General features: G+C 68.2%; 25 protein-coding genes. 10 read left to right on the top strand and 15 right to left on the bottom strand.

The window, feature by feature from the left end:
- The first annotated feature begins 38 nt into the window (after positions 1-38).
- Positions 39-2,585, top strand: a complete 2,547-nt coding sequence (gene mgtA, locus R2APBS1_RS02755; protein ID WP_015446786.1) for a magnesium-translocating P-type ATPase — start codon at positions 39-41, stop codon at positions 2,583-2,585.
- 54 nt (positions 2,586-2,639) lie between these two features.
- Here mgtA and R2APBS1_RS02750 read toward each other — a convergent pair whose 3' ends face one another.
- From R2APBS1_RS02750 to R2APBS1_RS02720, 7 genes are all read right to left on the bottom strand, one after another.
- Complete coding sequence (locus R2APBS1_RS02750; protein WP_015446785.1) at positions 2,640-3,083, bottom strand: host attachment protein; 444 nt, start codon at positions 3,081-3,083, stop codon at positions 2,640-2,642.
- A 42-nt stretch (positions 3,084-3,125) separates the two neighbouring features.
- On the bottom strand, positions 3,126-3,950 hold the full coding sequence (locus tag R2APBS1_RS02745) for a universal stress protein (RefSeq protein ID WP_015446784.1): 825 nt from the start codon (positions 3,948-3,950) through the stop codon (positions 3,126-3,128).
- Between the two features lie 112 nt (positions 3,951-4,062).
- Positions 4,063-5,892 (bottom strand): glutamine--fructose-6-phosphate transaminase (isomerizing), encoded by a 1,830-nt coding sequence (glmS, locus tag R2APBS1_RS02740; RefSeq protein ID WP_015446783.1) that lies wholly within the window; start codon positions 5,890-5,892, stop codon positions 4,063-4,065.
- A 126-nt stretch (positions 5,893-6,018) separates the two neighbouring features.
- The gene (locus R2APBS1_RS02735; protein ID WP_015446782.1) at positions 6,019-7,389 is read right to left on the bottom strand and encodes a pyridoxal-phosphate dependent enzyme; all 1,371 of its coding nucleotides are present in this window, start codon (positions 7,387-7,389) and stop codon (positions 6,019-6,021) included.
- A gap of 156 nt (positions 7,390-7,545) precedes the next feature.
- The gene (locus tag R2APBS1_RS02730) at positions 7,546-7,773 is read right to left on the bottom strand and encodes an HP1242/YdcH family protein (protein WP_007510956.1); all 228 of its coding nucleotides are present in this window, start codon (positions 7,771-7,773) and stop codon (positions 7,546-7,548) included.
- A gap of 354 nt (positions 7,774-8,127) precedes the next feature.
- Positions 8,128-8,769: a hypothetical protein gene (locus tag R2APBS1_RS02725; RefSeq protein ID WP_015446781.1), complete on the bottom strand. Its 642-nt coding sequence runs from the start codon at positions 8,767-8,769 to the stop codon at positions 8,128-8,130.
- Entirely contained in the window at positions 8,766-9,323 is a 558-nt protein-coding gene (locus R2APBS1_RS02720) for a DUF4398 domain-containing protein (RefSeq protein ID WP_015446780.1), read from the bottom strand. Before R2APBS1_RS02720 ends, R2APBS1_RS02725 begins: the two co-directional genes overlap by 4 nt.
- Before the next feature lie 86 nt (positions 9,324-9,409).
- Here R2APBS1_RS02720 and R2APBS1_RS02715 point away from each other — a divergent pair, with 86 nt between their 5' ends.
- The gene (locus R2APBS1_RS02715; RefSeq protein ID WP_015446779.1) at positions 9,410-10,522 is read left to right on the top strand and encodes a PilT/PilU family type 4a pilus ATPase; all 1,113 of its coding nucleotides are present in this window, start codon (positions 9,410-9,412) and stop codon (positions 10,520-10,522) included.
- A 67-nt stretch (positions 10,523-10,589) separates the two neighbouring features.
- On the opposite strand, the gene maiA is transcribed toward R2APBS1_RS02715, so the two are convergent.
- Complete coding sequence (gene maiA, locus R2APBS1_RS02710) at positions 10,590-11,258, bottom strand: maleylacetoacetate isomerase (RefSeq protein WP_015446778.1); 669 nt, start codon at positions 11,256-11,258, stop codon at positions 10,590-10,592.
- 173 nt (positions 11,259-11,431) lie between these two features.
- Between maiA and R2APBS1_RS02705 the strand changes: the two genes are divergently transcribed.
- Both R2APBS1_RS02705 and R2APBS1_RS02700 read left to right on the top strand, forming a co-directional pair.
- Positions 11,432-12,616 carry a phosphoglycerate kinase gene (locus R2APBS1_RS02705; protein ID WP_041676660.1) on the top strand — a complete coding sequence of 395 codons (1,185 nt, stop codon included), beginning with the start codon at positions 11,432-11,434 and terminating at the stop codon, positions 12,614-12,616.
- Entirely contained in the window at positions 12,616-13,269 is a 654-nt protein-coding gene (locus R2APBS1_RS02700) for an HAD hydrolase-like protein (protein WP_015446776.1), read from the top strand. Before R2APBS1_RS02705 ends, R2APBS1_RS02700 begins: the two co-directional genes overlap by 1 nt.
- Positions 13,270-13,398: 129 nt before the next feature.
- On the opposite strand, the gene tkt is transcribed toward R2APBS1_RS02700, so the two are convergent.
- Complete coding sequence (gene tkt, locus R2APBS1_RS02695; protein ID WP_015446775.1) at positions 13,399-15,408, bottom strand: transketolase; 2,010 nt, start codon at positions 15,406-15,408, stop codon at positions 13,399-13,401.
- A 219-nt stretch (positions 15,409-15,627) separates the two neighbouring features.
- Here tkt and R2APBS1_RS02690 point away from each other — a divergent pair, with 219 nt between their 5' ends.
- The 3 genes from R2APBS1_RS02690 to R2APBS1_RS02680 all read left to right on the top strand — a co-directional run bounded on the left by R2APBS1_RS02690 (position 15,628) and on the right by R2APBS1_RS02680 (position 17,784).
- Positions 15,628-16,260 (top strand): outer membrane beta-barrel protein, encoded by a 633-nt coding sequence (locus R2APBS1_RS02690; protein WP_015446774.1) that lies wholly within the window; start codon positions 15,628-15,630, stop codon positions 16,258-16,260.
- 168 nt (positions 16,261-16,428) lie between these two features.
- Complete coding sequence (locus R2APBS1_RS02685) at positions 16,429-17,028, top strand: porin family protein (RefSeq protein WP_015446773.1); 600 nt, start codon at positions 16,429-16,431, stop codon at positions 17,026-17,028.
- Between the two features lie 177 nt (positions 17,029-17,205).
- Positions 17,206-17,784 carry a porin family protein gene (locus R2APBS1_RS02680; RefSeq protein ID WP_015446772.1) on the top strand — a complete coding sequence of 193 codons (579 nt, stop codon included), beginning with the start codon at positions 17,206-17,208 and terminating at the stop codon, positions 17,782-17,784.
- 86 nt (positions 17,785-17,870) lie between these two features.
- On the opposite strand, the gene R2APBS1_RS02675 is transcribed toward R2APBS1_RS02680, so the two are convergent.
- The 4 genes from R2APBS1_RS02675 to R2APBS1_RS02660 all read right to left on the bottom strand — a co-directional run bounded on the left by R2APBS1_RS02675 (position 17,871) and on the right by R2APBS1_RS02660 (position 21,926).
- Positions 17,871-18,875 (bottom strand): class I fructose-bisphosphate aldolase, encoded by a 1,005-nt coding sequence (locus R2APBS1_RS02675; protein ID WP_015446771.1) that lies wholly within the window; start codon positions 18,873-18,875, stop codon positions 17,871-17,873.
- A 143-nt stretch (positions 18,876-19,018) separates the two neighbouring features.
- On the bottom strand, positions 19,019-19,459 hold the full coding sequence (locus tag R2APBS1_RS02670; RefSeq protein WP_015446770.1) for an energy transducer TonB: 441 nt from the start codon (positions 19,457-19,459) through the stop codon (positions 19,019-19,021).
- A gap of 97 nt (positions 19,460-19,556) precedes the next feature.
- Entirely contained in the window at positions 19,557-21,029 is a 1,473-nt protein-coding gene (gene pyk, locus R2APBS1_RS02665; protein ID WP_007512531.1) for a pyruvate kinase, read from the bottom strand.
- A 75-nt stretch (positions 21,030-21,104) separates the two neighbouring features.
- Entirely contained in the window at positions 21,105-21,926 is an 822-nt protein-coding gene (locus R2APBS1_RS02660; protein WP_015446769.1) for a S1/P1 nuclease, read from the bottom strand.
- Positions 21,927-22,090: 164 nt separating this feature from the next.
- On the opposite strand from R2APBS1_RS02660, the gene gap reads away from it, so the two are divergent.
- On the top strand, positions 22,091-23,092 hold the full coding sequence (gene gap, locus R2APBS1_RS02655) for a type I glyceraldehyde-3-phosphate dehydrogenase (RefSeq protein WP_015446768.1): 1,002 nt from the start codon (positions 22,091-22,093) through the stop codon (positions 23,090-23,092).
- A gap of 156 nt (positions 23,093-23,248) precedes the next feature.
- On the opposite strand, the gene fdxA is transcribed toward gap, so the two are convergent.
- Positions 23,249-23,572, bottom strand: coding sequence for a ferredoxin FdxA (gene fdxA, locus R2APBS1_RS02650; RefSeq protein ID WP_007512538.1), 324 nt, complete (start codon positions 23,570-23,572; stop codon positions 23,249-23,251).
- Positions 23,573-23,716: 144 nt separating this feature from the next.
- Here fdxA and azu point away from each other — a divergent pair, with 144 nt between their 5' ends.
- Complete coding sequence (azu, locus tag R2APBS1_RS02645) at positions 23,717-24,163, top strand: azurin (RefSeq protein WP_007512540.1); 447 nt, start codon at positions 23,717-23,719, stop codon at positions 24,161-24,163.
- Between the two features lie 100 nt (positions 24,164-24,263).
- Positions 24,264-24,674, top strand: coding sequence for a group III truncated hemoglobin (locus R2APBS1_RS02640; protein WP_027489967.1), 411 nt, complete (start codon positions 24,264-24,266; stop codon positions 24,672-24,674).
- Positions 24,675-24,684: 10 nt separating this feature from the next.
- Here the strand turns inward: R2APBS1_RS02640 and tpx are convergent, their stop codons facing one another.
- Positions 24,685-25,185 (bottom strand): thiol peroxidase, encoded by a 501-nt coding sequence (tpx, locus tag R2APBS1_RS02635; RefSeq protein WP_015446766.1) that lies wholly within the window; start codon positions 25,183-25,185, stop codon positions 24,685-24,687.
- Positions 25,186-25,201: the final 16 nt, after the last annotated feature.

Here is a 25,201-nt window from a genome sequence, read left to right as displayed (position 1 = left end):
CGCGGCGCCACCGCACAACCTGCAATGTCGCCAGCATCATGAACGACATCGGCGCACCTTCCTCTCCGGCGCGGAACCCGGTGGACACCTCGCTGGCCGGGCTGTTCCGCGCCATGGAAAGCCGTGCGGACGGCCTGTCCGGGCCGGAGGCCGCGCGCCGGCTGCTGCGCGATGGCCCGAACGAGGCCCGCGCGGCCGGCCGCCGCGGCGCGATCGCCGTGCTGCCCGGCCTGTTCGCCAACCCGCTGGTGGTCATCCTGCTGCTGGCGGCAGGCGTCTCCGGGTTCCTCGGCGACTGGGCCGGCGCCGCCATCATCGTCGCCATCGTGCTGCTGAGCGTGACGCTCAACTTCACGCTCAGCTATCGCTCGCAGCAGGCGGCCAACCGCCTGCGCGAGGAAATCGCGCCGATGGCGACGGTTCGCCGCGACGACCGCTGGCAGGAACTGCCGCGCCGCGAGCTGGTGGCCGGCGACGTGATCCGGCTGTCCGCCGGCAACCGGGTGCCGGCCGATGCGCGCCTGATCGACGCGCGCGACCTGCACGTGCAGCAGGCCGCGCTGACCGGCGAATCGGCACCGGTGGAGAAGCAGCCGGCGGACGACGCGGCCGACGGCGCGGACGCAAGACAGCTGGTTTTCCTCGGCACCTCGGTGGTAGCCGGCACGGCGACGGCACTGGTCTACGCGACCGGGCGCCGCACGGCCTTCGGCGATGTCGCCGAAACGCTGTCCGAGCGTCCGCCGCAAACCGAGTTCGAGCGCGGCCTGGGGGATTTTTCCCGGCTGATCATGCACACCGTGGTGTTCCTGCTGCTCGGCGTGCTGCTCGTCGGCGCCGTGCTGCACCGCCCGCCCCTGCAGACCCTGCTGTTCGCGCTGGCGCTGGCCGTGGGGCTCACGCCCGAGTTCATGCCGATGATCACCGCCGTCACGCTGGCCCGCGGCGCGGTGCGCATGGCGCGCCGGCGGGTCATCGTCAAGCACCTTGCCGCCATCGAGGACTTCGGCAGCATGACGGTGCTGCTGAGCGACAAGACCGGCACCCTGACCAGCAGCGAGACCGCGGTCGCCGCCACGGTCGATCCGTTCGGCGAGGCGTCCGCACGCACGCTGCGGCTGGCCCAACTCAACGCCGCGTTCGAGACCGGCATCCGCAGCCCGCTCGATGCGGCCATCCTGCTGCACGCCACGCTGGACACCGGCGGGTACCGCAAGCTCGACGAGATCCCGTTCGACTTCGAGCGGCGCCGGCTGTGCGTCGTGCTCGAGCACGGCGGCGAGCGGCTGCTGGTCGTCAAGGGCGCGCCGGAATCCGTGCTCGCCGCATGCACGCAGTATGAGGTGGGCGGCGCGGTGCGGCCGCTCGACGCCGCCGCCACGGCCCGCTGCACGCAAAGCTACGAGGCGTTCGGCGAACAGGGCTTGCGCGTGCTGGCGGTGGCCTGGCGCAACGTGCCGGCACAGGATCGCTACACGGTGGCCGACGAGGCCGCGCTGGTGCTGGCCGGCTTCGTCACGTTCGCCGACCCGCTGATCCCCGGCGTGGCCGAGTCCCTGCGCGCACTGGCGCAGGACGGCATCGCGGTGAAGATCCTCACCGGCGACAACGAGAAGGTGGCGCGGCACGTATGCGCGCAGGTCGGCATCGACGTCGGCCAACTCGTCAGCGGGACGGAAATCGACGCGCTCGGCGAGGCCGCGCTCGGTGTCCTGGCCGAGCGCAGCAGCGTGTTCGCGCGGGTGTCGCCCGCGCAGAAGCACCGCATCGTGCTGGCGCTCAAGGCGCGCAACTGCGTGGTCGGTTTCCTCGGCGACGGCATCAACGACGCACCGTCGCTGCACGCCGCCGACGTGGGCATCTCGGTGGCCGATGCGGTGGACGTGGCCCGCGACGCGGCCGACATCGTGCTGCGCGAGCGCGACCTGGGGATCTTGCATGCCGGCGTCATCGAGGGGCGCCGGGCGTTCGCCAACGTGATGAAATACCTGCTGATGGGTACCAGTTCCAACTTCGGCAACATGTTCAGCATGGCCGCCGGCACGCTATTCCTGCCGTTCCTGCCCATGTTGCCGACCCAGATCCTGCTCAACAACTTCCTCTACGACCTGGCGCAGACCGCCATCCCGACCGACCACGTGGACGAGGCGCAGCTGCGGCGGCCGCGGCGATGGAGCGTGGCCGTGATCCGGCGCTTCATGCTCGGCGTGGGGCCGATCAGTTCGCTGTACGACTTCGCCACGTTCTACGTGTTGCTGCACTGGCTGCACGCGTCGGAGGCAGCGTTCCACACGGGCTGGTTCATCGAATCGCTCGCCACCCAGACCCTGGTGCTGTTCGTCATCCGCACCGCCGGCAATCCGCTGCGCAGCCGCCCAAGTTTGCCGCTGGCGATCGGCGTGCTGGCGGCGCTCGCCATCGGCATAGTGCTGCCGTGGACGCCGCTCGCGCCCCGGCTGGGCATGACGCCGCTGCCGGCCGCCTTCTTCGGGTTTCTGCTGGCGGCGACGGCCACCTACCTGCTGCTGGTCGAACTGGCCAAGCGGCGATTCATGGATGTCGGCGAGCGGAGCCTGCAGGCATGAACCGGCAGGTAGCAGCCGTGCCCGGGACGGACGGCTCCAGGCGGCGGGCCCCGCCTACCTGAGCCATTCCCGCGGCAGTCGCGCATGGATCTCGTCGGCCGTCAGCCCGGCGATGTCGAGCTTGAGTTCACCGACGATGCTGGCACGCAGGGACTTGCTGAAGTGCGTGTGCAACACACCGAGCAGATGCGGCGCCGCGACCAGCACCAGGCGCTCGAAGCGCCCGGTGCGGTGGTCGTGTTCCAGCGTCTCGCCGATGGTACGCGCAAACGCATCGAGGCTTTTCCCGGGCAGGCTCGTGTGCGGTTCGATGGCATGGCGCGACGGCCCCGCGCTCTCGTTGGTGCGCGGCAGGCGGTCGGTCGGCGCATCGCGGCCGAGCGCGCGGCCATCGGGGTTGACCAGGCAGGCGACCTCGGTCCACGCCGCGGGCTTCGCAGCCGCCTCGAAGCATCGCGCCCTCACGCTGTCGGTGACGACTACCATCGTGTTCGGCATATCGAACCTCCTGCGGGTGTGTGCAAGGCGGCTACACGGACGTCAATGCCGCATCACCACCGGAATGTCGGCATGACTCAGGACATGGCGGGTGGCGCCGCCGAAGAACCATTCGCTGAAACGGGTGCGGCCATAGGCACCCATCACCAGCAGGCCGGCGTCAACCTCCGCCGCCGCCGCGAGCAGGGCCTGGCCGGCCTCTTCGTCGCTGGCGAGCAGCCGGCGTTCCTCGGCACGGACGCCGTGCCGCCGGAGATAGACGTCCAGGTCGAACTGCGGCTTCCAGTCGATCTCGGTGAGGGCCTTTCGTGGTGTTCCACTCAGCACGACCACGCGGCCGGCGCGCGCCAGCAGCGGTCGCGCCGCATGGATCGCCCGGATCGCCTCGGGCGAGCCGTTCCAAGCCACGGCAATGCATTCCGGCGTGGGCGACGGCGTCCCCTCCGGCGGCACGATCAAACACGGAATCTCCACGGAAAGCGCAATACGGCCCAGTTCGGCGGCGCTCTCCTCCGGCACCGGCGTGCGTTCCAGCACCAGCAGATCGTGCCAGTTGCCGATGTGCCCAAGCACGCTCGGCAGATCGCCTTCGGCGACCTGCCAGGCTGCCTTTTTCGCCCCGTGTTCGCCGGCCCAGCGGACGAACGCAGGGGCGGCGGCGGAAGCGCTCTCCACCAGTTCGTGGATGCCTTCCAGCACGTAGGTCATCAGCTCCGGCGTCTCGTAGGTCGGCGCCAGCGCCAACGGCGACGGACTGACGTAGAGGCCGGTCAACGAGGCATCCAGCGCACCGGCCAGGCGCGCCGCGTACGCCGGACCCCGCGACCACGTGGCGAAACTGCTGGCATAGGCCAGGATGTCCTGCATGCCGCGGCCCTCCTTCACGCAGGCCAATCTAGCGGCGCCGCGCGCAGGGAGCTTGACCTCGATCAACTACCGTGTGCAAAGGCCTGCGCGGGCCGCATGGCCATTCACCGCCTCATTCCACGGTGACCGACTTGGCCAGGTTGCGCGGCTGGTCGACGTCGGTGCCGCGCAGCACGGCGACGTGGTAGGCCAGCAGTTGCAGCGGCACGGTGAACACGGCCGGGGCGATGAAGCTGCCGCCGGATTCCACCCGCAGCATGGTGCCGCTGCCGGCCATGTCGTCCATGCCGGCAGCACCGTCGGCGAACACGATCAGGCGCCCGCCGCGGGCGCGTACTTCCTGCAGGTTGGATTTCAGCTTGTCCAGCAGCGGGCCGTTCGGCGCCACCGCCACCACCGGCATGTTCTCGTCGACCAGCGCCAGCGGGCCGTGCTTGAGTTCGCCGGCCGCATACGCTTCGGCGTGGATGTAGGAGATTTCCTTGAGCTTCAGCGCACCCTCCAGCGCCACCGGATACTGCACGCCGCGGCCGAGGAACAGCGCATGCTGGCGCTGGATGAAGTCGGCTGCCAGTTCGATGATCGCCGGTTCCATCTGCAGCGCCTCCCCGATCGCACGCGGCAGGCGCTGCAGCTCGGCGCACAGCGCCGCGTAACGGTCGTCGTCGAGGCCGTGGCGGCGGGCCAGCTCCAGCGTCAGCAGGGCGAGCCCGGCCAGCTGGGTGGTGAAGGCCTTGGTCGAAGCCACGCCGATCTCGGGGCCGGCGCGGGTCATCAGCTTCAGGTCGGCCTCGCGCACCACCGAGGATTCGGGCACGTTGCAGATCGCCAGCGTGCCGAGGTAGCCGCGGCGGCGCGATTCGCGCATCGCCGCCAGGGTGTCGGCGGTTTCGCCGGATTGCGAGATCGCCACGAACAGCGTGCCCTCGGGCACCACCGTCTCGCGGTAGCGGTACTCGCTGGCCACTTCCACCGCGACCGGCAGTCGCGCGTACTCCTCGATCCAGTACTTGGCGACCAGGCCGGCGTGGTAGCTGGTGCCGCAGGCGACGATGTGCAGGCCGCGGGTGGCCTGCAGCAAGGCGCCGCTGTCGATGCCGAAGATGTTCGGCAGCACGCCGTGCGGGCCGATGCGCGCCTCCAGCGTGTCGGCCACCGCGCGCGGCTGCTCGAAGATCTCCTTCTGCATGTAGTGGCGGTACTCGCCGCGCTCGACCGCGTCGGTGGACAGCTCGCTCTCGTGCACCGCGCGCTCGACCGGCATGCCGTCGAGGCCGTACACCTGCACGCTGTCGCGGGTGATCTCGACCACGTCGTCCTCGTCGAGGTAGATCATCCGGTTGGTGACCTGGATCAGCGCCTGCGCGTCGGAGCCGAGGAAGTTCTCGCCGATGCCCACGCCGACCAGCAGCGGCGCGCCGCGCCGCGCACCGACCACGCGGTCGGGCTCGTCGCTGCTGATCACCGCGATGGCGTAGGCGCCTTCCAGCTCGCGTACGGTGGCCAGCACCGCCTCGCGCAGCTTCATGCCCTGGCCGATGTGGCGGTCGATCAGCGCGGCCATCACTTCGGTGTCGGTTTCGGAAGTGAACACGTGGCCGCCGGCCTGCAGCTCGGCGCGCAGGCTGACGTAGTTCTCGATGATGCCGTTGTGCACGATCGCCACCCGGCCGGCAATGTGCGGGTGCGCGTTCGCCTCGTTCGGCACGCCGTGGGTGGCCCAGCGCGTATGCGCGATGCCGGTGCCGCCGGGCAGCGGATCGGCCAGGTACAGCGCCTCCATCTCGCGCACCTTGCCCTTGGCGCGCACGCGGCGGATCGTGCCGCGGTCGAGCACGGCCACGCCGGAGGAGTCGTAGCCGCGATATTCGAGGGCTTTCAGGCCGGCGATCAGCAGCGGCGCGACGTCACGCTGGGCTACGGCAGCAACAATTCCGCACATCGGGGCAGCTCCCTGGGTTGGGTGGCGGAGCCTCGGACCCCGCCATGGGCAAGCGATTGTGGCTGCACTGCATTGACGCAACCTTTCGCGCACCGGCGGCTACGCACCGGCGCGGCGCCGAATCGTTCAATCCACCTTGCGGCGCAGCCAGTTCAGCAGGTCGATCCGGGTGATCAGGCCGAGGAAGTCCTCGCCGTCGACCACGATCGCCACGTGGCCGCGCTCGAACACCGGCAGCAGCGACTCGACCGGCGAACGCACGTCGAGCTTCTGCAGGCTGGTGATCATCGCGGTGGACACCGGGTCGCGGAAGCGCGTCTCGTCGGCGTGCACGTGCATCAGCACGTCAGACTCGTCGATGATGCCCATCAGCTTGCGCCCGTCCATCACCGGCAGCTGCGACACGTCGTACAGCTTCATGCGGTTGTAGGCGGTGATCAGCAGCTCGTTCGGGCCGACCACCACGGTGTCGCGCTGGGCGAACGGGCGCAGCAGCAGGTCGCGCAGGTCGCCGTGCTGCTCGCGTTCGATGAAGCCGTTGTCGAGCATCCAGTAGTCGTTGTAGAGCTTGGACAGGTACTTGTTGCCGGTGTCGCAGACCAGGGTGACCACGCGCTTCGGGTTGGTCTGCTCGCGGCAGTAGCGCAGCGCCGCGGCGACCAGGGTGCCGGTGGACGAGCCGCCCAGGATGCCTTCCTTCGCCAGCAGTTCGCGCGCGGTGAGGAAGCTTTCCTTGTCGGGAATCGCATAGGCCTTCTTGACCCGGGTGAAGTCGCTGATCGAGGGCAGGAAATCCTCGCCGATGCCCTCGACCATCCAGCTGGCGGACTTGGTCGAGAGCGTGCCCTCGTTGATGTACTGCGCCAGGATCGAACCGACCGGGTCGGCCAGGATGAGTTCGGTCTGCGGCGAGTGCCCGGCGAAGAATTTCGACAGGCCGCTCAGCGTGCCCGACGAGCCGCAGCCGACCACGATCGCGTCGACCTGACCGTCCATCTGTTCGAGGATCTCCGGCCCGGTGGTGGCGATGTGCGCGGCCGGATTGTCGGGGTTGCCGAACTGGTTGATGAAGTAGGCGCCGGGCGTTTCGCGCGCGATCCGCTCGGCCATGTCCTGGTAGTACTCGGGGTGGCCCTTGGCCACGTCGGAGCGGGTCAGCACCACTTCCGCGCCCATCGCCTTGAGGTTGAAGATCTTCTCGCGGCTCATCTTGTCCGGCACCACCAGGATCAGGCGGTAGCCTTTCTGCTGCGCGACCAGCGCCAGCCCCAGGCCGGTGTTGCCGGCGGTACCTTCGACCAGGATGTCGCCCGGGCGGATGCGGCCGTCCTTCTCGGCGCCCTCGATCATCGACAGGCCGATGCGGTCCTTGATCGAGCCGCCGGGGTTGGTGCTCTCCAGCTTGAGGAACAGTTCGCACGGCCCGGTGTCCAGGCGCTGCGCGCGCACCATCGGGGTACGTCCGATCAGTTCGAGGACACTCTGGTGGACCGTCATGGGGACTCCGTCGCTGGGGCGGCCGCGGGCGATGCCGCGGCTGCAGGATCGCCATGATAACCGCTCGACCCGGGCGTACGCCGCAAACGCGGCGGCCCCGGCACCTCGCCCGCTGCGCGGGAAAGGCCGGGGCCGCGTTCGCGTGAAGCAGCAGACTCAGTGGATGAGGTGCGCCCGACTTGCCCACATGCGCTCGAGCCGCGCCTTGGCCAGCAGTTTCTCCTTCTTCATGCTGGCAAGGGTGACGTCGTCGATGGGCAGCACGCCGATGTCGGCGTCGTGCACCTTGCTGTCGAGCTCCCGATGATGCTGATAGAGCCGCCGGAATTCAGCGTCGGCCTTCATCAATGCCTCGACATCGTCACGCTGCTGGTTTTCAAACATGATCCGACCTCCTCGCGAGTTGACGTGCGGATGCGACAGGAAGCATCCGCAGACGGTGAACGCACGCACACACCCCATCGCCCGCGCCGGATGACCGGGACGCAGGGGAAGCATGGAAACAGGGGATGAGCGCATGGTTCGGGTCAGTAGCCCACACGGCCTGGATGCCTTGTGGGACTCTGACCCTACTCCGCCGCCACGGGGGTCGCAAGAGCCTTCGCAGGCGCCTCGCGAAACCCGGAAGTCCACGTGAAAAAGCTGTCAAAACAGTCTTTTACATTTGACCGACGGCAGCCTCGGCGAAGCGCCCCGCCGCGCTGGCGGGACGCCCGGCACACCCTGCCGGCAGGCCGCTCAACGATGCTGTTTCGAGGCGTCCGGGGCCGCGTCGGCAGGCTTGTCGGCGTCCTGCATCTGCGAACGCATTGCCTTGGCGGCCTGGGCCGCCAGCTCGGCCTGGCGCTTGGCGGCCCGGGCCACCTTGCTCTGCGCCGCCGCCAGCTTTTTGGCCCGCTCGGCTTCGGCACGCGCCTGCTCGGCCGCTTGCGAGTATTCCAGCCCCTGCGCCTGCAACCGGGCAGCCTCTTCCTGCGCCAGCTGGTACTGCAGGCGCTGGCGTTCCAGTTCGCGCCGCGCCAGTTCCGCATCGCGCCGACTGTTGTCGAGCAGGATCTGGTCGTGTTCGCGGTCGAGCTGGGTCAGCTTGATCTGGGCGTCCTGCAGCTGCGCGGCGGTCTTGGCCAGATCGACCCGGCGTTCGGCCAGGTACAGCACGTGCGGTCGCTCGCGCGAGCTGGCCTGGGCCAGCCGGTTGATCGCGTCGCGCGCGCGCGCCTGTTCGGCTTGCGCGTAGCTGCCCATGCCCGGATCGTTGGCGAGCTGGTTGAGGCTGCCGGTCAGGCGGTTGATGTCGATGTCGTCCTGGCGGGCATGTGCCGGGCCGAGCATGGCCAGTGCCAGCGCGACCGCGGCCAGGGTGGCGGTGGAACGCTTCATGGCTGGCCTCCCTGGGTGTTCGCGGCCGGTTGCTGGACGGTGTCGGGCACGGTCTGGAAACCGTCGGCCGGCGGGGCGGACAGCACCGACGACGCCGGCGCCGGCATCTCCCCGGCCGGCGCTGCGCTGGACGGCGGTGCCGGCGGCGGCGCCTGGGCGGCGGCCGCCGCCTGCTCGCCCTGCTGGCGCAGGCGGGTGTTCTCCTGCACCTTGCTCTGGATCTGCGCCCGCGCCGCACCCAGCCGGGCCTTGGCCTGGGCCAGTTCGGCGTCGGCCCGCGACTCCTCGGCCAGGTTCGCCGCGTCGGCGTACTTGCGCTCGGCCATCGCCGCCTGCGCCAGCTGGAACTTGTCCTGCGCAAAGCCCAGGTCCACCGGCGCATAGTCCGCCGCTCCCGCATCGCGGGCCATCTGCAGCTGGTTTTGCGCCTGATTCATCGAGTCATTCGGCGGCGGCGCCGAGGCGCAGCCGGTCAGCGCCAGGATCAGGACCAGGGCGGCCAGCGCCGTGCGGGTACGGCGCGTCGAGCCGGCCGGCGGGGAAAAGATGTACATCACATTCCTCATGGTGTGTCGCAGCGTATTGTGGGCGGGCATAATCCATCATTGCAACGCGCATCTCGCCAACCCAGGGGTCATTCGTGGATATCGGCTACTTCCTCAAGCTTATGGTAGACAAGGGCGCGTCGGACATGTTCCTGTCCACCGGCGCCCCGGTGAATATCAAGGTCGAGGGCAAGCTGTATCCACTGGGCAACACCGGCCTGCCCAGCGGCATGGTCAAGAAGATCGCCTATTCGCTGATGGACGAGGGCCAGGTGCCGCAGTTCGAACGCGACCTGGAACTGAACATGGCGCTGGCGGTGAAGGAAGCCGGCCGTTTCCGCATCAACGTGTTCAAGCAGCGCGGCGAAGTGGGCATGGTGATCCGCGCGATCAAGAGCGAGATCCCCAGCATCGACCAGCTGCAGTTGCCCGGCATCTTCCGCGACCTGATCATGGAGCCGCGCGGCCTGATCCTGGTGGTCGGCGCCACCGGTTCGGGCAAGTCGACCACGCTGGCGGCGATGCTCGACCAGCGCAACACCAATTCGCCCGGGCACATCCTCACCATCGAGGACCCGATCGAATACCTGCACCGGCACAAGAAGTCGATCGTCAACCAGCGCGAGGTGGGGCTGGACACGCACAGCTACCACGAAGCGCTGAAGAACGCGATGCGCGAGGCGCCGGACGTGATCATGATCGGCGAGATCCGCGACACCGACACGATGGAGGCGGCGATCGCGTTCTCCGAGACCGGCCACCTGTGCCTGGCCACGCTGCACTCCAACAACGCCGACCAGACGCTGGAGCGCATCCTCAACTTCTTCCCCGAGTCGGCGCACAAGAACGTGCTGATGAACCTGGCGCTGAATCTGCGCGCGGTGATCAGCCAGCGCCTGGTACTCGGCAAGGACGGCCGCCGCATCCCGGCCGCCGAGGTGCTGCTGAACACCCCGCTGATCCGCGACATGATCCGCCGCGGCCAGATCCACGAGATCAAGGAAGCGATGGACCGCAGCCTGCAGGAAGGCATGCAGACCTTCGACCAGTCGCTGTACAAGCTGTACAAGGAAGGCCGCGTGGAGCTGGAGGAAGCGCTCAACAAGTCCGATTCGCGCGACGGCCTGGCGCTGAAGATCCGCCTGGCCGAAGGCGGCTCCAGCGACGAGGCGCTGGCCGGCAACGACCCGTACGGCATGGGGTTCTGAGAGCCAGGGCATGAGTGAGGAGGAGTGAGAGACGGCACAAGCCGCCTCACCCTGCGCTCGCTCGTTTCTAGCTCTGCGGCGCGTCCGGCTGCGCCTCCGGCGCCGCGCGGCGGAACGCTTCCAGTTCGTTGCACGACTGGTAGATGCGCATGATGGTCGGGTAGTCCTCCAGCGGCAGCTTCCAGCGCAGCGCGTTGTAGACCTGCGGGACCAGGCAGACGTCCGCCATGCTCGGCGCCTCGCCATGGCAATAGCGGCCGGTGGCCACGCTGTCGCCCAGCATCGTCTCGATCGCCTGGAAACCCGCGCCGATCCAATGCCGCGACCACGCCGCGCGTTGCTCCTCGCTGGCACCGAATTCGGCCTCCAGCTGCTGCAGCACGCGCAGATTGCCCAGTGGATGGATGTCGCATGCCACCACCTGCGCCAGCGCGCGCACCCGTGCCCGTCCGCGCGCATCGACCGGCAGCAGGGCCGTTTCCAGCTCCGGATGCATCTCGTCGAGGTATTCCATGATCGCCAGCGACTGGGTGATCGCGCGATCGCCGTCGAGCAGGCAGGGCACCATTTCCTGCGGGTTGAGCACGCGGTAGTCCGCCGCATGCTGCTCGCCGCCGTCGCGCACCAGGTGCACCGGACGCGTCTCGTAGTCGAGCCCCTTCAGATTCAGCGCGATGCGCACGCGATATGCGGCACTGGAACGCCAGTAGCCGTAGAGCACCAGACCGCTAGCCATGAGCCACCCCCGATGGATAACCGCAGTTTGCCACAGTGTGGGCCGGGCACATGGCGCGCCGCAATGCGGGTCGCCGGCCCGCCGCGTTTGCATCGGCACCCGACCGGCCTGAAAATAGGCGGTTACCGCCGCCCATGCCGGGCCATCCCCTGACCATTATCCGGAGTGCCGCCGTGTCCGTCATCCGCATGAGTGACCTCGATTTGCGCGACCAGCGCGTGCTGATCCGCGAAGACCTGAACGTGCCGATCGACGACCACGGCCGGATCACCTCCACCCAGCGCCTCGACGCCGCGCTGCCCACGATCCGGGCCGCCCGTGACGCTGGCGCGAAGGTGATGGTGATGTCGCACCTGGGCCGGCCGAAGGAAGGCCAGTTCGATGCCGCCTCCTCGCTGGCGCCGGTGGCACTGTGGCTGAGCAGCAAGCTGGACCAGCCGGTGCGGCTGGTCGCCGATTATCTGGTCGGCGGCGTCGAGGTGGCGGCCGGCGAAGTGGTGCTGCTGGAAAACTGCCGCATGAACGTCGGCGAGGGCAAGGACGACGAAGCGCTGGCGAAGAAGTACGCCGCGCTGTGCGACATCTTCGTGATGGACGCGTTCGGCACCGCGCATCGCGCGCAAGCCTCCACCCACGGCGTGATCCGGTACGCGCCGGTGGCCGCCGCCGGTCCGCTGCTGTGCGCCGAGCTGGATGCGCTGGGCAAGGCGATGGAACACCCGGCGCACCCGCTGCTGGCGATCGTGGCCGGCTCCAAGGTCTCCACCAAGCTGACCCTGCTGGAGAACCTGATCGGCAAGGTCGACCAGCTGATCGTGGGCGGCGGCATCGCCAATACCTTCATTGCCGCGCTGGGCCACTCGGTCGGCAACTCGCTGGTCGAACCGGACCTGATCGACGCGGCGAAGAAGGTGCTCGCCGACGCGAAGCGCCGCGGCGCCGAGGTGCCGATGCCGGTTGACGTGGTGGTGGCGCCGACGTTCTCGGCGCAAGCCCCCGCCACGGTGAAGCCGGTCGACCAGGTAGGTGCAGACGAGATGATCCTGGACATCGGCCCGCAGACCGCCGAGATCTACGCCGAGCTGATCGCCAGGGCCGGCACGGTGGTGTGGAACGGCCCGGTCGGCGTGTTCGAGTTCGACGCGTTCGGCAAGGGCACCGAGACGCTGGCACGCGCGATCGCCGCGTCGAACGCGTTCTCCATTGCCGGCGGCGGCGATACGCTGGCCGCGGTCGACAAGTACGGCATCGCCGACCAGGTCTCCTACATCTCCACCGGCGGCGGCGCGTTCCTGGAGTTCCTCGAAGGCAAGGAGCTGCCCGCGGTGGCGGCGCTGAAGGCACGAGCCGCGAAGTAATGCTCTGCCTGTTCGATCTCGACGGCACCCTGATCGATTCCGAGCACGGCATCCTCGCCTGCGTGAAACACGCACTGGCACGGCTGGACGTGCCGGCGCCGGCGCATGAGGAGCTGCGCGGCTGGATCGGCCCGCCGTTGCGGCACAGTTTTGCACCGCTGCTGGATCACGACGCCGAACGCATCGAGGCCGCGGTGGCGTACTACCACGAGCGCTTCGATACGCACGGCTGGCGCGAGCACGCGGTCTATCCGGGCATCGAGGCACTGATCGGGAACCTGCGCCGCTCGGGCCACCGGCTCGCCGTGGTCACCAGCAAGCCGCATCGCCATGCCGCGCCGATCGTCGAACACCTTCCGTTCGGCGCGGCCTTCGAGCGTCTGTACGGTCCGCACCCGGGCAGCGCCCACAGCGAGAAGGCCGCGATGATCGGCCAGGCGCTGGCCGACTTCGGCAGCGACCCGACCGATGCGGTAATGATCGGCGACCGCCACTTCGACATCGACGGCGCGGTGGCCAACCGGGTGCGCGGTTTCGGCGTGCTGTGGGGCTTCGGCGGCCGCGCGGAACTGGAGCAGGCCGGCGCCCATGCCGTGGCGGCGACGCCCGACGAACTCGCCGCCCTGCTGTTCGCACCGACGCCTGCTGCGTAGGGCGGACACGGTCCGCCGGCTTTTGTTTCGGTCGCTGGATGAGGCAGAGCGGCGGGCAGTGCCCGCCCTACCGAATGAGGCGCTCGCATAGGCAGTCCCGCGATCACCGGGAGGTGACCGCGAGGAGCCTTAGTTGACGACGCGCTTCACCGCATCGACCACGTGCGCCACGGTAAAGCCGAAGTGCTCGAAAAGCTGCGGCGCCGGCGCCGAGGCGCCGAACGTGGTCATGCCGACCACGTCGCCATCCAGGCCCACGTACTTGCGCCAGAAGTCGGCGCTGGCCGCCTCCACCGCCACGCGCGCGCGGCACCAGGAAGGCAGCACGCCTTCGCGGTATTCCAGCGGCTGCGCGTCGAACACTTCGGTGCACGGCATCGACACCACGCGCACCGCCACGCCCTGCTGCGCCAGCGCCCGGGAGGCTTCCATCGCCAGCTCCACCTCCGAGCCGGTGGCGATCAGGATCGCCTGGAACTTGGTGTCCAGCGGATCGGACAGCACGTAACCGCCGCGCGCGATGTCGGCCACCTGCTGCGCACTGCGCTGCTGGTGCTTGAGGTTCTGCCGCGAGAACACCAGGCAGGCCGGGTGGCCCTTGCGCTCGATCGCCGCCTTCCACGACACCGCCGACTCCACCGCATCGCACGGGCGCCACAGCTGGTTGTTCGGGATGTAGCGCAGGCTGGCCATGTGCTCCACCGGCTGGTGGGTCGGGCCGTCCTCGCCCAGACCGATCGAGTCGTGGGTGTAGACGTGGATCGCGTGCGCCGGGATCAGCGCGCTCATGCGCACGGCGTTGCGCGCGTAGTCGGAGAACACCAGGAAGGTGGCGTCATACGGGATGAAGCCACCGTGCAGGGCCAGGCCGTTGGCGATCGCGGTCATGCCGAATTCGCGCACGCCGTAGTAGACGTAGTTGCCCTTGCCGCCGGCGCTGTCGCCGGTGGCGGCGTCGAGACTGCCCTTCCACTTGGTGAGGTTGGAGCCGGCCAGGTCGGCCGAGCCGCCGATCAGCTCCGGCAGCAGCGGCGCGAACGCCTCGATGCTCATCTGCGAGGCCTTGCGCGAAGCCACTTCGGGACCGTCGGCCTGCAGCTTGTCGATGAACGCCTGCGACTTCGCCGCCCAGTCGGCCGGCAGCTCGCCGCGCATGCGGCGCTCGAACTCGGCGGCCAGTTGCGGATGGGCGGCGGCGTACTTCGCGAAGGCGTCGTTCCAGGCCTGTTCGGCGGCAACGCCCCTGGCCTTGTGATCCCAGCCGGCATAGATCTCGGCCGGGATCTCGAACGGCGCATAGTGCCAGCCGAGCTGCGCGCGGGCGGCGGCGATCTCGTCCTTGCCCAACGCGGCGCCGTGGCTTTCCTCCTTGCCCTGCTTGTTCGGCGCGCCGAAGCCGATGATGGTCTTGGCGCAGATCAGGGTGGGCTTGTCGTGCTGCGCGGCGGCCCTGGCGATCGCCTGCCTGATCGCCTCGGCGTCATGCCCGTCGACGCCGCGGATCACGTTCCAGCCGTAGGCCTCGAAGCGTGCCGGGGTGTCGTCGGTGAACCAGCCGTGCACCTCGCCGTCGATCGAGATGCCGTTGTCGTCGTAGATCGCCACCAGCTTGCCCAGGCCCCAGGTGCCGGCCAGCGAGGCCACTTCGTGCGAGATGCCTTCCATCAGGCAGCCGTCGCCGAGGAACACGTAGGTGTGGTGGTCGACCACGGCGTGGCCCGGGCGGTTGAAGTGCGCTGCCAGCACCTTCTCGGCCAGCGCGAAGCCGACCGCGTTGGCGAGGCCCTGGCCGAGCGGGCCGGTGGTGGTTTCCACTCCCGGCGTCTCGCTGGCTTCGGGATGGCCGGCGGTCTTCGAATGCAGCTGGCGGAAGCGCTTCAGCTGTTCCATCGGCAGGTCGAAGCCGGTCAGGTGCAGCAGTGCGTACTGCAGCATCGAGCCATGGCCGTTGGAGAGCACGAAGCGGTCGCGGTTGGGCCACTTCGGATTGGCCGGGTTGAACTTGAGGAAGTCGTTCCACAACACCTCGGCGAGGTCGGCCATGCCCATCGGCATGCCTGGATGACCGGACTTGGCCGCCTCCACGGCGTCCATGGCAAGGGCGCGCACGGCATTGGCAAGTTCGCGGCGGGTGGTCATCGGGCGGTCTCCGGACGGTGCAAAAGCGCCATTGTCGCCGATCCGGCCGTCGGCTGTCGCCCGTGGCCGCGGAATTAATCGGCGCTTAATCCGCCACCATACGGTTCGACGAGCTTCAGCCGCGGCCCACTATCACTACGCCCCGCAGCGCCATCCCCAGCGCCGCCCGGCCGCGCCTCGTCCATGGCGCCGGCCCGGTCCAAAAAAGAGGAGTACCCCATGAAGAAGACTCTGTTCGCCGTCGCCCTCGCCTCTGCCACGCTGTGCGCCCTGCCGGCGTTTGCCCAGGACAGCCAGACCGCGCCACCCGCCGGCGGCAACTTCCAGCCGTCGCAGCCGATCGGCAGCGGCAACTGGTTCATCAACGGCAGCGTCGGCCAGGCCCATATGCGCGTGGGCCCGTATGACGACCACCCGACCACCTACGCACTCAATGGCGGCTACCGCTGGAAGGTGGGCCCGGATCTGGGCCTCGGCGTGGAGGTCGGCTACAACGACCTGGGCAATTTCAGGCTGAAGAACGCGTTCAACAGCAACGACGTCAACCTGACCTCGCAGCGCCAGGCCCTGCGCGGCTGGACTGCCGGCGTCAACGGCAAGATCAACGTGTGGCGTGGCCTCTACCTCAGCGGCCGCACCGGCGTTTACGGCTGGCGCGGGCACGGCTACGCCAACCAGGACATCAACCGGCACCATCTGGACAAGGTCGACTGGTACGCCGGTGTGGGTACCGGCTACGACTTCAGCGAGCACTTCGGCCTGGGTCTGTCGTACGACTACTACCGGGCGGCCAAGGACCACATCAAGTTGAGCTCCGATACGGCGTCGCTGACTGCGGAATACCGCTTCTGAGTCCGGTGCCGAATTAACACAGGCTTAATACTGAACTAATCGGTATTGAATCTTCCGGACGGCAACCCATCTAAGAAACTAGGCACGCCGCCCGAATGGACGGCATGCCACCAGCAGCGGCCACTCCCCCTCAGGGCCGACTGCCACGACAACAATTGGAGAAGCTCCATGAAAACGAACAAGACCCTGCTTGCCCTCGCCTTCGCTTCCGCCGGCCTGCTGGCCGTTCCCGCCGTGTTCGCGCAAAGCGCGTCCACCGACAAGGGTGGCTGGTTCATCAACGGCAACGTCGGCCAAGCCTCGCTGAACCATGGCCCGTACGACGACAGCACCACCGGCTACGGCCTCAATGGCGGCTACCGCTGGGCGGTGAACCCGTCGATCGCGCTGGGCGCCGAGGTGGGCTACAACGACCTGGGCAACATCCACCTGAAGAACATCTTCAACAGCCAGCCGGTCGTCGACCGCGGCAAGTCGCAGCTGCACGGCTGGACTGCCGGCGTCAACGGCCACTTCAACGTCAGCCCGAACTGGTACGTCAGCGCGCGCACCGGTCTCTACGGCTGGAAGGGCCACGGCCTCAGCAATGACGTCAACCCGGTCCGCAAGGGTCTGGACGACACCAGCTGGTACGCCGGTGCCGGCGTGGGTTACGACTTCAGCAACAACGTCAGCGTCGGCCTGAACTACGACTACTACGACGCGAAGAAGGACCACGTGAACCTGAGCACCGACATGGTCTCGGTCAGCGCGGAATACCGCTTCTGAGTCAACGGTGAATTCCGACGCCACGTCGGGATGTTCGCTTACAGAAAGGAGACGCCCTCAGGGCGTCTCCTTTTGTGTGCGCCATAGGCGCCGCCCAACCACGGGCGGCTGATGTCACGCCATCGCGGCGCACAGGACATCGGCAGACAAGATCAAAAGCCAAAACAGGGGATTTCGATGAAGAAGACTTTACTGACGCTGGCCGTGCTGGCCGGTTCGACGCTGGGTGCTGTCAGCGTGCAGGCCAAAGATCTCACCGGCGGTTTCGTGAACCTCGGTGCCGGACGCGCGAACTATCACGCCACGTTCGACAACTACGACCTCGGCAGCGACCACGGCACGGCGGTCGTCCTCAACGCCGGCTATCGCACCCAGTTCATCGGTTTCGAGGCGGGTTACACCGACCTCGGCAGCGTCAGCTACCGCGACAACACCACCTATGCAAAGCTCTCCGGCGATGGCTGGACCGCAGGCATCAATGGGCATTTCAACCCGACCGACGCCTGGTACGTCTCCGCTCGCGGCGGCGCCTTCGTCTGGAAGCTGCACGCCAAGCTGCAGTCCAGCGACCCGGCCTATCCGTTCGACGAGCGGGCCAGCAGGCAGTCACTGGGCTGGTATGCGGGCGTAGGCACCGGCTACGACATCAACAAGAGCTGGAGCATCGGTGCGAATTTCGACTACTACAGCATCTCCAAGGAAGGACTGGACATCGGCAACCGCATCTACACGGTGAGTGCCGAGTACCGCTTCTGATACGGGCCAGGAACCGGTTGCGCGAAACAAGGAGGGCGCCCATCGGGCGCCCTCTTTCACTTGCGGACAGCGTAGCCGGACGGCGATCAACCGTTCCACTGCCCCAGCGCGGCCAGGCCGTTGTCGCGGGCGCGGGCATGCACGGTCTTCTGCGCTTCGGCGTAATTCGCCTTCATGTCCTTCGACCACAGCTTCAGCGCCGCCTGCTGCATCGCGCGGCCGTAGGAGAACGACAGCGGCCACGGGTGCGGACCGATCTGGTTCATTGCGTTCAAGTGCGCGGTGGACTGCTGGTCGGTCTGCCCGCCGGAGAGGAACACGATGCCCGGCAGCGAGGCCGGCACGGTGGACTTCAGCACGCGCACGGTGGCCTCGGCCACTTCCTCGACATCGGCCTGCTCGCTGCAGTCCTTGCCCGGAATGACCATGCTGACCTTCAGGATGGTGCCTTCCAGCATCACGTTCTGCTCGTACAGCGCGTTGAACAGGCTGCGCAGCACGGCTTCATGCACTTCGTAGCTGACCTCGATGGTGTGGTCGCCGTCCATGATCACCTCTGGCTCGACCATCGGCACCAGGCCGGCTTCCTGGCACAGGGCGGCGTAGCGGGCCAGCACGTGGCAGTTCGCCTCGATCGCGGTGGAGCTGGGATTTTCCTCGGAGATGTTGATGACCGCGCGCCACTTGGCGAACTGGGCGCCCAGCTTCACGTATTCCTGCAGGCGCTCGCGCAGGCCGTCGAGGCCCTCGGTGACCACGTCGCCGGGGAAGCCGGCCAGCGGCTGCGGGCCCTTGTCGACCTTGATGCCGGGGATGATGCCGTTCTTCTTCATCACCTCGGTGAACGGCACGCCGTCCTTCGTCTTCTGGCGGATCGTCTCGTCGTACAGGATCGCGCCGGAGATGTGCTCGTTCAGGCCCGGCGTGGTCAGCAGCAGCTCGCGGTAGGCGCGGCGGTTTTCCTCGGTGTTCTCGATGCCGACGGCCTCGAAGCGCTTCCTGATGGTGTTGGTCGACTCGTCGATGGCGATGATGCCCTTGCCGGGCGCGACCATCGCCAGGGCGATGCTTTCGAGATCTTCAATACTCATGACGACTCCGTGGTGCGGGGGCGTGCCCGCCCGCACATGGTTGAAGCCGCCTCGGGGCCGAAGCGGCGCGGTTCAAAACGGCGATTATAGGCCAGATCGGCGGCCGCCAGCGCCAGAGCGCGGCGGGGCCGGACTGTACCGGCTCAGGGGGTGTAGCCGGGCAGCTTGCACTGGTCCATCAAGTGCTGGCGCTGGGCCGGATCCTTCGGCGTATTGAACGGCACGATGTAGTAGGTGGCGACCGGCTCGCCGATGCGGTTGCTCAGCGACGGGCCGTAGCGGAAATTGGAGACCGCGCTGTGCGCCGCCGGGCCGAGGTCGCTCTTGGGCACCAGCTTGGCCACCTGCACGTTCATCGGCACACCGTCGGAACCGATCGTGTAGGTCACTGCCGCGCAGCCGGGCTGGTCCAGGTTGAGGCCGCTGTTGGGCACGTCCATCTTCACCTGCGTATTGAGCAGGATCCAGTAGCGGTACAGGTCCGGCTGGTCGATCCGGCGCGTCTGCGCCAGCACCGGCGCGACGAAGCCCAGCGCCAACGCCAGCAGCAGACCCTGACGAAACAGACGGGACACGGATTTCATGGCGTTCTCCTGGACTGGAAGGGACGGAATGAAGTGTAGCGGCATGGCCGCCCGGCACCAGTCGGTACCCGGCGGCCGGACAGCCGCGCGTCAGGCGTCACAGCTCGCGCTGGCTCTCGACCGTGCCATCGGGGCCGACCGAGAGCAGCTTCAGCGTGTTGGTGCCGCCGACGTGGCCGACGCGGTCGCCGTAGGTGATCACCACGCTATCGCCCTCGACCAGCTTGCCCTGCTCGAACAAGAGCCGCACCGCGGCGCGGGTGGAGGCAGCCATGCTCTGCTTCTCGCCGTGGCTGAACGCCACCGGCTGCACGTCGCGCAGCACCAGCATGCGCCGGCGCGCGGCGGCGGATGGCGACATGCCGTAGATCGGCACCGCGCTGCGGTAGCGCGACAGCCACTGGGCGGTGGCGCCGGATTCGGTCAGCGCCACGATCGCCCGCACGTCGAGCTGGCCGGCCAGCACCATCGCGGCCAGCGCGATCGCCTGGTCGGTGCGCTTCATCTGCTGGCTGACGCTGGCCAGGTCCTCCTTCGGCTCGAACTGGCGTTCGGCGCCGAGGCAGATCCGCGTCAGCGCCGCCACCGCCTTGTCCGGGTGCGCGCCGGCCGCGCTCTCCTCCGACAGCATCACCGCGTCGGTGCCGTCGATCACCGCGTTGGCCACGTCGAGCACTTCGGCGCGGGTCGGGATCGGCGAGCGCACCATCGACTGCAGCATCTGCGTGGCGGTGATCACCGCGCGGTTGCGCTGCACCGTCTCGCGGATGATCTTCTTCTGCAGGCCGGGCAGCTCGGCGTCGCCGATCTCCACGCCGAGGTCGCCGCGCGCCACCATCACCACGTCGGAGGCGTCGATGATCTCGCCCAGCACCGGGATCGCGTCCGCGCGCTCGATCTTCGCCACCAGCGCCGCGCTGCCGCCGGCCTCGTGCAGCAGGCGGCGCGCCTGGTGCATGTCTTCGGCCGAACGCACGAACGACACCGCGAGGAAATCCGCGCCGATCTCGGCGGCCAGCTTGATGTCGGCCTTGTCCTTGTCCGACAGCGCGGTCACCGACAGCCCGCCGCCCTGCCGGTTGAGCCCCTTGCGGTTGGACAGCTTGCCGCCGATCAGCACCGTGCAGCGCACCTCGGCGCCGGCCACTTCGTGCACGCTCAGCGCGATCAGCCCGTCGTCCAGCAACAGCACGTCGCCGGCGTGCACATCGTGCGGCAGGCCGTAGTAGCTCACGCCGACGCGGCTCGCGTCGCCGGGCGGCGCGTCGGGGCGGCAATCCAGCACGAACGAGGCGCCTTCGGCGAGTTCCACCGGCCCGTTGGCGAAGGTCTCGATGCGGATCTTCGGCCCCTGCAGGTCGGCCAGGATGCCGACTTCGCGCCCGACGGCGAGCGACGCCGCACGCACCGCGCTGGCGCGGGCGCGGTGGTCGTCCGGCTGACCGTGCGAGAGGTTCAGGCGGGCCACGTTGACGCCTTCGGCGATGATCTTCTCGAGCATGCCCGGCGCATCGGTGGCGGGGCCGAGGGTGGCGACGATCTTGGTGCGGCGCAGGGGATTGGCGTTCATGTGTCGAGGCTAGCAGATGCCGTGCGGCGCGCCATCACCTTGCATTCGTATGCAATGCGCCGCGCCGACACCCGCTCACCGCGGCGCCAACGCCAGGTTGAGCACGGCAGCGAGCCGGCGCCCGGCGATGCGCAGCCGGTTTTCGGCCACCGGCAGCTCGGCGTCGACATAGGTCCGGCCGATCTTGTGGCCGTCCGGATAGAAGCCGGCCACGGCGGTGGCCCGGCAGGATTCCTCCGCCCACTGCGCGTAAGGGTCGCCCAGCGGCGCGATCGGCGCCGGCAGCGGCGCCGGACCCTTGGCGTCCAGTTTCGCCGCGTAGGCCTGCCAGTCCAGCCCGCGCGTCCCCAGCATGCCCGAGTCCCAGACCCGGTGCAGGTTGCTGCCCTTGCCCTCGAACTGCACCTGGTACCGGTTGCCGCCGAGGTCGTCACGGTAGCCGGCATGCAGCGGCTGGTGCACATCGCCCGCGAAGTGCACCACGAATTTCAGGGCCTCCAGGCGCGCGGCGTCGCCTTGCGCCTTGTCGCCGAGGATCGCCACGTAGCGCGCCAGCCCCGCGACGACGCATGCGCCGTCGCGGCAGTCGCGCGGCGGCAGGTAGTCGCAACCCGGGCCGCCACGGAAATTGACGTAGTGCAGCTTGCGCGTCTGCTGCCACAACGTGGCCTGCGCGGGGTCGTCCTGGATCTGGTCGGGCCAGTTGGCGACATCGGCCAGTCGCGTGACGTGGTCCGCCGCCAGCAGGCGTTCCACCTCGGCCCTGGCGGCGGGGCCGAGGTGCCGCTGCGCCAGCTCGGCGACCACGCGGTGACCGAGCGGCCCCCAGGCGCGGGCTGCCGGTGCGACCGCGAACAGGATGGCCGCGAAGGCCAGCGAACAACGACGCAGAGACATGGCGACCACCGGCACAAAAGGCCGCAGTCTGCCACAGCGACAATCCGGCGCGGGCGATCCGGGCGCTTTCATTGTAAGATTTCGCGGCTGAAACAGCGGCGCCGCGACCCGCGGCTGCCCACCCTCATCGCCACATCCCATCGCCCTCAGGAGGACGTTCCCTCATGACCATCAAGGTCGGCATCAACGGCTTTGGCCGCATCGGTCGCAACGTGCTGCGCGCAGCCGTGCAGAACTTCAGCAACGACATCGAGATCGTCGCGATCAACGACCTGCTGGAGCCGGACTACCTCGCCTACATGCTGAAGCACGACTCCGTGCACGGCCGCTTCGAGGGCGACGTCAAGGTCGACGGCGGCCACCTGGTGGTCAACGGCAAGCGCATCCGCCTGACCCAGGAACGCGACCCGGCCAACCTGAAGTGGAACGAGGTGAACGCCGACGTGGTGATCGAGTCCACCGGCCTGTTCCTGACCAAGGAAGCGGCGCAGAAGCACCTCGACGCCGGCGCGAAGAAGGTGATCCTGTCGGCGCCGTCCAAGGACGCCACGCCGATGTTCGTCTACGGCGTGAACCACCAGAAGTACGCCGGCGAGGCGATCGTCTCCAACGCCAGCTGCACCACCAACTGCCTGGCGCCGGTGGCCAAGGTGCTGAACGACAAGTGGGGCATCAAGCGCGGCCTGATGACCACCGTGCACGCCGCCACCGCCACGCAGAAGACCGTCGACGGCCCGAGCAACAAGGACTGGCGCGGCGGCCGCGGCATCCTGGAGAACATCATTCCCTCCTCCACCGGCGCGGCCAAGGCCGTCGGCGTGGTGATCCCCGAGCTCAACAAGAAGCTCACCGGCATGAGCTTCCGCGTGCCCACCTCGGACGTCTCGGTGGTCGACCTCACCGTCGAGCTGGAGAAGCCGGCGACCTACGAGGAGATCAAGGCGGAGATGAAGGCGCAGAGCGAAGGCGCGCTCAAGGGCATCCTGGGCTACACCGAGGACAAGGTGGTGGCCACCGACTTCCGCGGCGACGCACGCACCTCGATCTTCGACGCCGACGCCGGCATCGCGCTGGACGACAGCTTCGTCAAGCTGGTCAGCTGGTACGACAACGAGTGGGGCTACTCGAACAAGTGCCTGGAGATGGTGCGGGTGGTGGCGAAGTAAGCCTGACCCCGCGCGACACGAAAAAGCCGGGCACCACCCGGCTTTTTTTACGCCCCGTAGGAGCCCGCTCGCGGGCGATACTCTTGGGGTCGGGAATTGGGAATCGCAAGATCAACAGCATCGCCCGCGAGCGGGCTCCTACGGGGGGCAGGCAATTCAGCGCTGCAGCAGCGGCAGCTTGTTCGGCACACCGTCCCACTTGTCGGCGTCTTCCATCGACGGGATCTTGCTGGTCAGCACCGGCCACTCCTTGGCCAGCTCGGCGTTGATCGACATGAAGATCTCCTGCCCCGCCGGCACGTCGAGCTCGGGGAAGATCGCGCCGACCGGGCACTCCTCCACGCACAACGTGCAGTCGATGCATTCGTCCGGGTCGATCACCAGGAAGTTCGGCCCCGCGTGGAAGCAGTCCACCGGACACACCTCGACGCAATCGGTGTGCTTGCAGTTGATGCAGTTTTCGGTAACGACGTGCGTCATCGTGCCTCCTTCCGGCATCCGCCGGTGATGGCTAGAGTGTCGAATGACGGCAGGTGCCGTGGCAATGACGCAGATCAGTGCCCGCCGCGCGCCGCCGCTGCAGAATCCATCCGCATTTCACCACTTCCCCAGGAGCGACACCCCATGCGCAAACTGATTGCCCTTGCCCTGCTCGGCCTGCTCTCCACCCCGCTGATGGCCGCCGAGTGCGCCACCACGGTCGAGGCCAGCGACGCCATGCAGTTCAACACCAAGACCATCACCGTGCCGAAGACCTGCAAGACCTTCAAGGTGACCCTGAAGCACACCGGCAAGCTGCCGGTCACCGCGATGGGCCACAACTGGGTGCTCGCGCACAGCGCCGATGAATCCGGCGTGATCGCCGACGGCATGAAGGCCGGCGCCGCCAACAGCTACGAGAAGCCCGGCGACGCCCGCATCATCGCGCATACCAAACTGATCGGCGGCGGCGAATCGGACACCGCCACGATCAACGTGACCAAGCTGAAGGCCGGCGAGCAGTACGCCTACTTCTGCACCTTCCCCGGCCACGCCGCGCTGATGAAGGGCACGTTGAGCCTGGGTCAGTAAGCTTGGCGGACCAGCGACGCATCCGGCCGTGATGGCCGGATGCGTTTTTGTTGGTACGGGCATCACACACCGTTCCGCGCACGGATCCATCATGTCCCGCATGAACCCATCCTCGCCACTGGATGAACCGGCCCTCGCCCGGCTGGTCGACCGTTTCTACGAGAAAGTGCGGCGCGACGCGCAGCTCGGCCCGATCTTCAATGCGGCGGTGCACGACTGGGACGAACACAAGCGCCTGCTGACCTCGTTCTGGGCCTCGGTGGCGTTGCGCGCGGGCAGCTACCGCGGCAACCCGATGGGCGCGCACCGGCCGCACCCGATCCGCGCCGAACACTTCGACCGCTGGCTCGCGCTGTGGCGCGAGACCACCGCCGAGGAACTGGACGAGGCCGGCGCCGCACAGATGCTGGAATACGCCGAGCGCATCGGCCGCAGCCTCAAGCTGGGCCTCGGCCTGTACCCGCAGGCGCAGCCGTTCGGCGTGCCGATCGTGGGCATCGGCAAGCCGTAGGCGATCGTTCTCAGCCCAGCGCCTTCAGCGCCGCGTCGTAGTTCGGCTCGTGGCCGATCTCGCTGACCAGCTCGGCGTGCAGCACCTTGTCATGGCCGTCCAGCACCAGCACCGCGCGCGCGGCCAATCCGGCCAGCGGGCCGCTGGCAATCGCCACGCCGTAGTCGTTGAGGAACTGGCGCCCGCGCATCAGCGACAGGTTGGTCACCCGCTCCAGCCCCTCGGCGCCGCAGAAGCGTGCCTGCGCGAACGGCAGGTCGGCCGAGATGCACAGCACCACGGTGTGGTCGAGCTTGCCGGCCAGTTCGTTGAAACGGCGCACCGAGGCGGCGCACACCCCGGTGTCGATGCTGGGGAAGATGTTCAGCACCTTGCGCTTGCCAGCGAAGCCGGAAAGCGCCACGTCGGACAGGTCGCCGCCGACCAGGCTGAATGCCGGCGCGGTCGAACCGACCGCGGGAAACTGGCCGTCGACGCTGATCGGCTGGCCCTTGAACGTGACCTGGGACATCGTGCACCTCGTGTGT

The sequence above is a fragment of the Rhodanobacter denitrificans genome, from assembly GCF_000230695.2.
In the GTDB taxonomy this organism is placed as follows: Bacteria; Pseudomonadota; Gammaproteobacteria; order Xanthomonadales; family Rhodanobacteraceae; genus Rhodanobacter; species Rhodanobacter denitrificans.
The sequence above is the reverse complement of the archived record's forward strand: the minus strand, read 5'-3'. Positions and strand labels throughout refer to the sequence as shown.

Coding starts and splice junctions, on each gene's coding strand:
- R2APBS1_RS02750 (WP_015446785.1), bottom strand. CDS start 3,083: ATGCCGAACACGATGGTAGTCGTCACCGACAGCGTGAGGGCGCGATGC.
- maiA (WP_015446778.1), bottom strand. CDS start 11,258: ATGGCTAGCGGTCTGGTGCTCTACGGCTACTGGCGTTCCAGTGCCGCA.
- R2APBS1_RS02735 (WP_015446782.1), bottom strand. CDS start 7,389: ATGACGGTCCACCAGAGTGTCCTCGAACTGATCGGACGTACCCCGATG.
- R2APBS1_RS02690 (WP_015446774.1), top strand. CDS start 15,628: ATGAAGAAGACTCTGTTCGCCGTCGCCCTCGCCTCTGCCACGCTGTGC.
- R2APBS1_RS02685 (WP_015446773.1), top strand. CDS start 16,429: ATGAAAACGAACAAGACCCTGCTTGCCCTCGCCTTCGCTTCCGCCGGC.
- glmS (WP_015446783.1), bottom strand. CDS start 5,892: ATGTGCGGAATTGTTGCTGCCGTAGCCCAGCGTGACGTCGCGCCGCTG.
- R2APBS1_RS02700 (WP_015446776.1), top strand. CDS start 12,616: ATGCTCTGCCTGTTCGATCTCGACGGCACCCTGATCGATTCCGAGCAC.
- R2APBS1_RS02745 (WP_015446784.1), bottom strand. CDS start 3,950: ATGCAGGACATCCTGGCCTATGCCAGCAGTTTCGCCACGTGGTCGCGG.
- R2APBS1_RS02730 (WP_007510956.1), bottom strand. CDS start 7,773: ATGTTTGAAAACCAGCAGCGTGACGATGTCGAGGCATTGATGAAGGCC.
- mgtA (WP_015446786.1), top strand. CDS start 39: ATGAACGACATCGGCGCACCTTCCTCTCCGGCGCGGAACCCGGTGGAC.
- pyk (WP_007512531.1), bottom strand. CDS start 21,029: ATGAACGCCAATCCCCTGCGCCGCACCAAGATCGTCGCCACCCTCGGC.
- fdxA (WP_007512538.1), bottom strand. CDS start 23,572: ATGACGCACGTCGTTACCGAAAACTGCATCAACTGCAAGCACACCGAT.
- R2APBS1_RS02720 (WP_015446780.1), bottom strand. CDS start 9,323: ATGTACATCTTTTCCCCGCCGGCCGGCTCGACGCGCCGTACCCGCACG.
- R2APBS1_RS02725 (WP_015446781.1), bottom strand. CDS start 8,769: ATGAAGCGTTCCACCGCCACCCTGGCCGCGGTCGCGCTGGCACTGGCC.
- gap (WP_015446768.1), top strand. CDS start 22,091: ATGACCATCAAGGTCGGCATCAACGGCTTTGGCCGCATCGGTCGCAAC.
- R2APBS1_RS02660 (WP_015446769.1), bottom strand. CDS start 21,926: ATGTCTCTGCGTCGTTGTTCGCTGGCCTTCGCGGCCATCCTGTTCGCG.
- azu (WP_007512540.1), top strand. CDS start 23,717: ATGCGCAAACTGATTGCCCTTGCCCTGCTCGGCCTGCTCTCCACCCCG.
- R2APBS1_RS02675 (WP_015446771.1), bottom strand. CDS start 18,875: ATGAGTATTGAAGATCTCGAAAGCATCGCCCTGGCGATGGTCGCGCCC.
- R2APBS1_RS02640 (WP_027489967.1), top strand. CDS start 24,264: ATGAACCCATCCTCGCCACTGGATGAACCGGCCCTCGCCCGGCTGGTC.
- R2APBS1_RS02670 (WP_015446770.1), bottom strand. CDS start 19,459: ATGAAATCCGTGTCCCGTCTGTTTCGTCAGGGTCTGCTGCTGGCGTTG.
- tpx (WP_015446766.1), bottom strand. CDS start 25,185: ATGTCCCAGGTCACGTTCAAGGGCCAGCCGATCAGCGTCGACGGCCAG.
- tkt (WP_015446775.1), bottom strand. CDS start 15,408: ATGACCACCCGCCGCGAACTTGCCAATGCCGTGCGCGCCCTTGCCATG.
- R2APBS1_RS02680 (WP_015446772.1), top strand. CDS start 17,206: ATGAAGAAGACTTTACTGACGCTGGCCGTGCTGGCCGGTTCGACGCTG.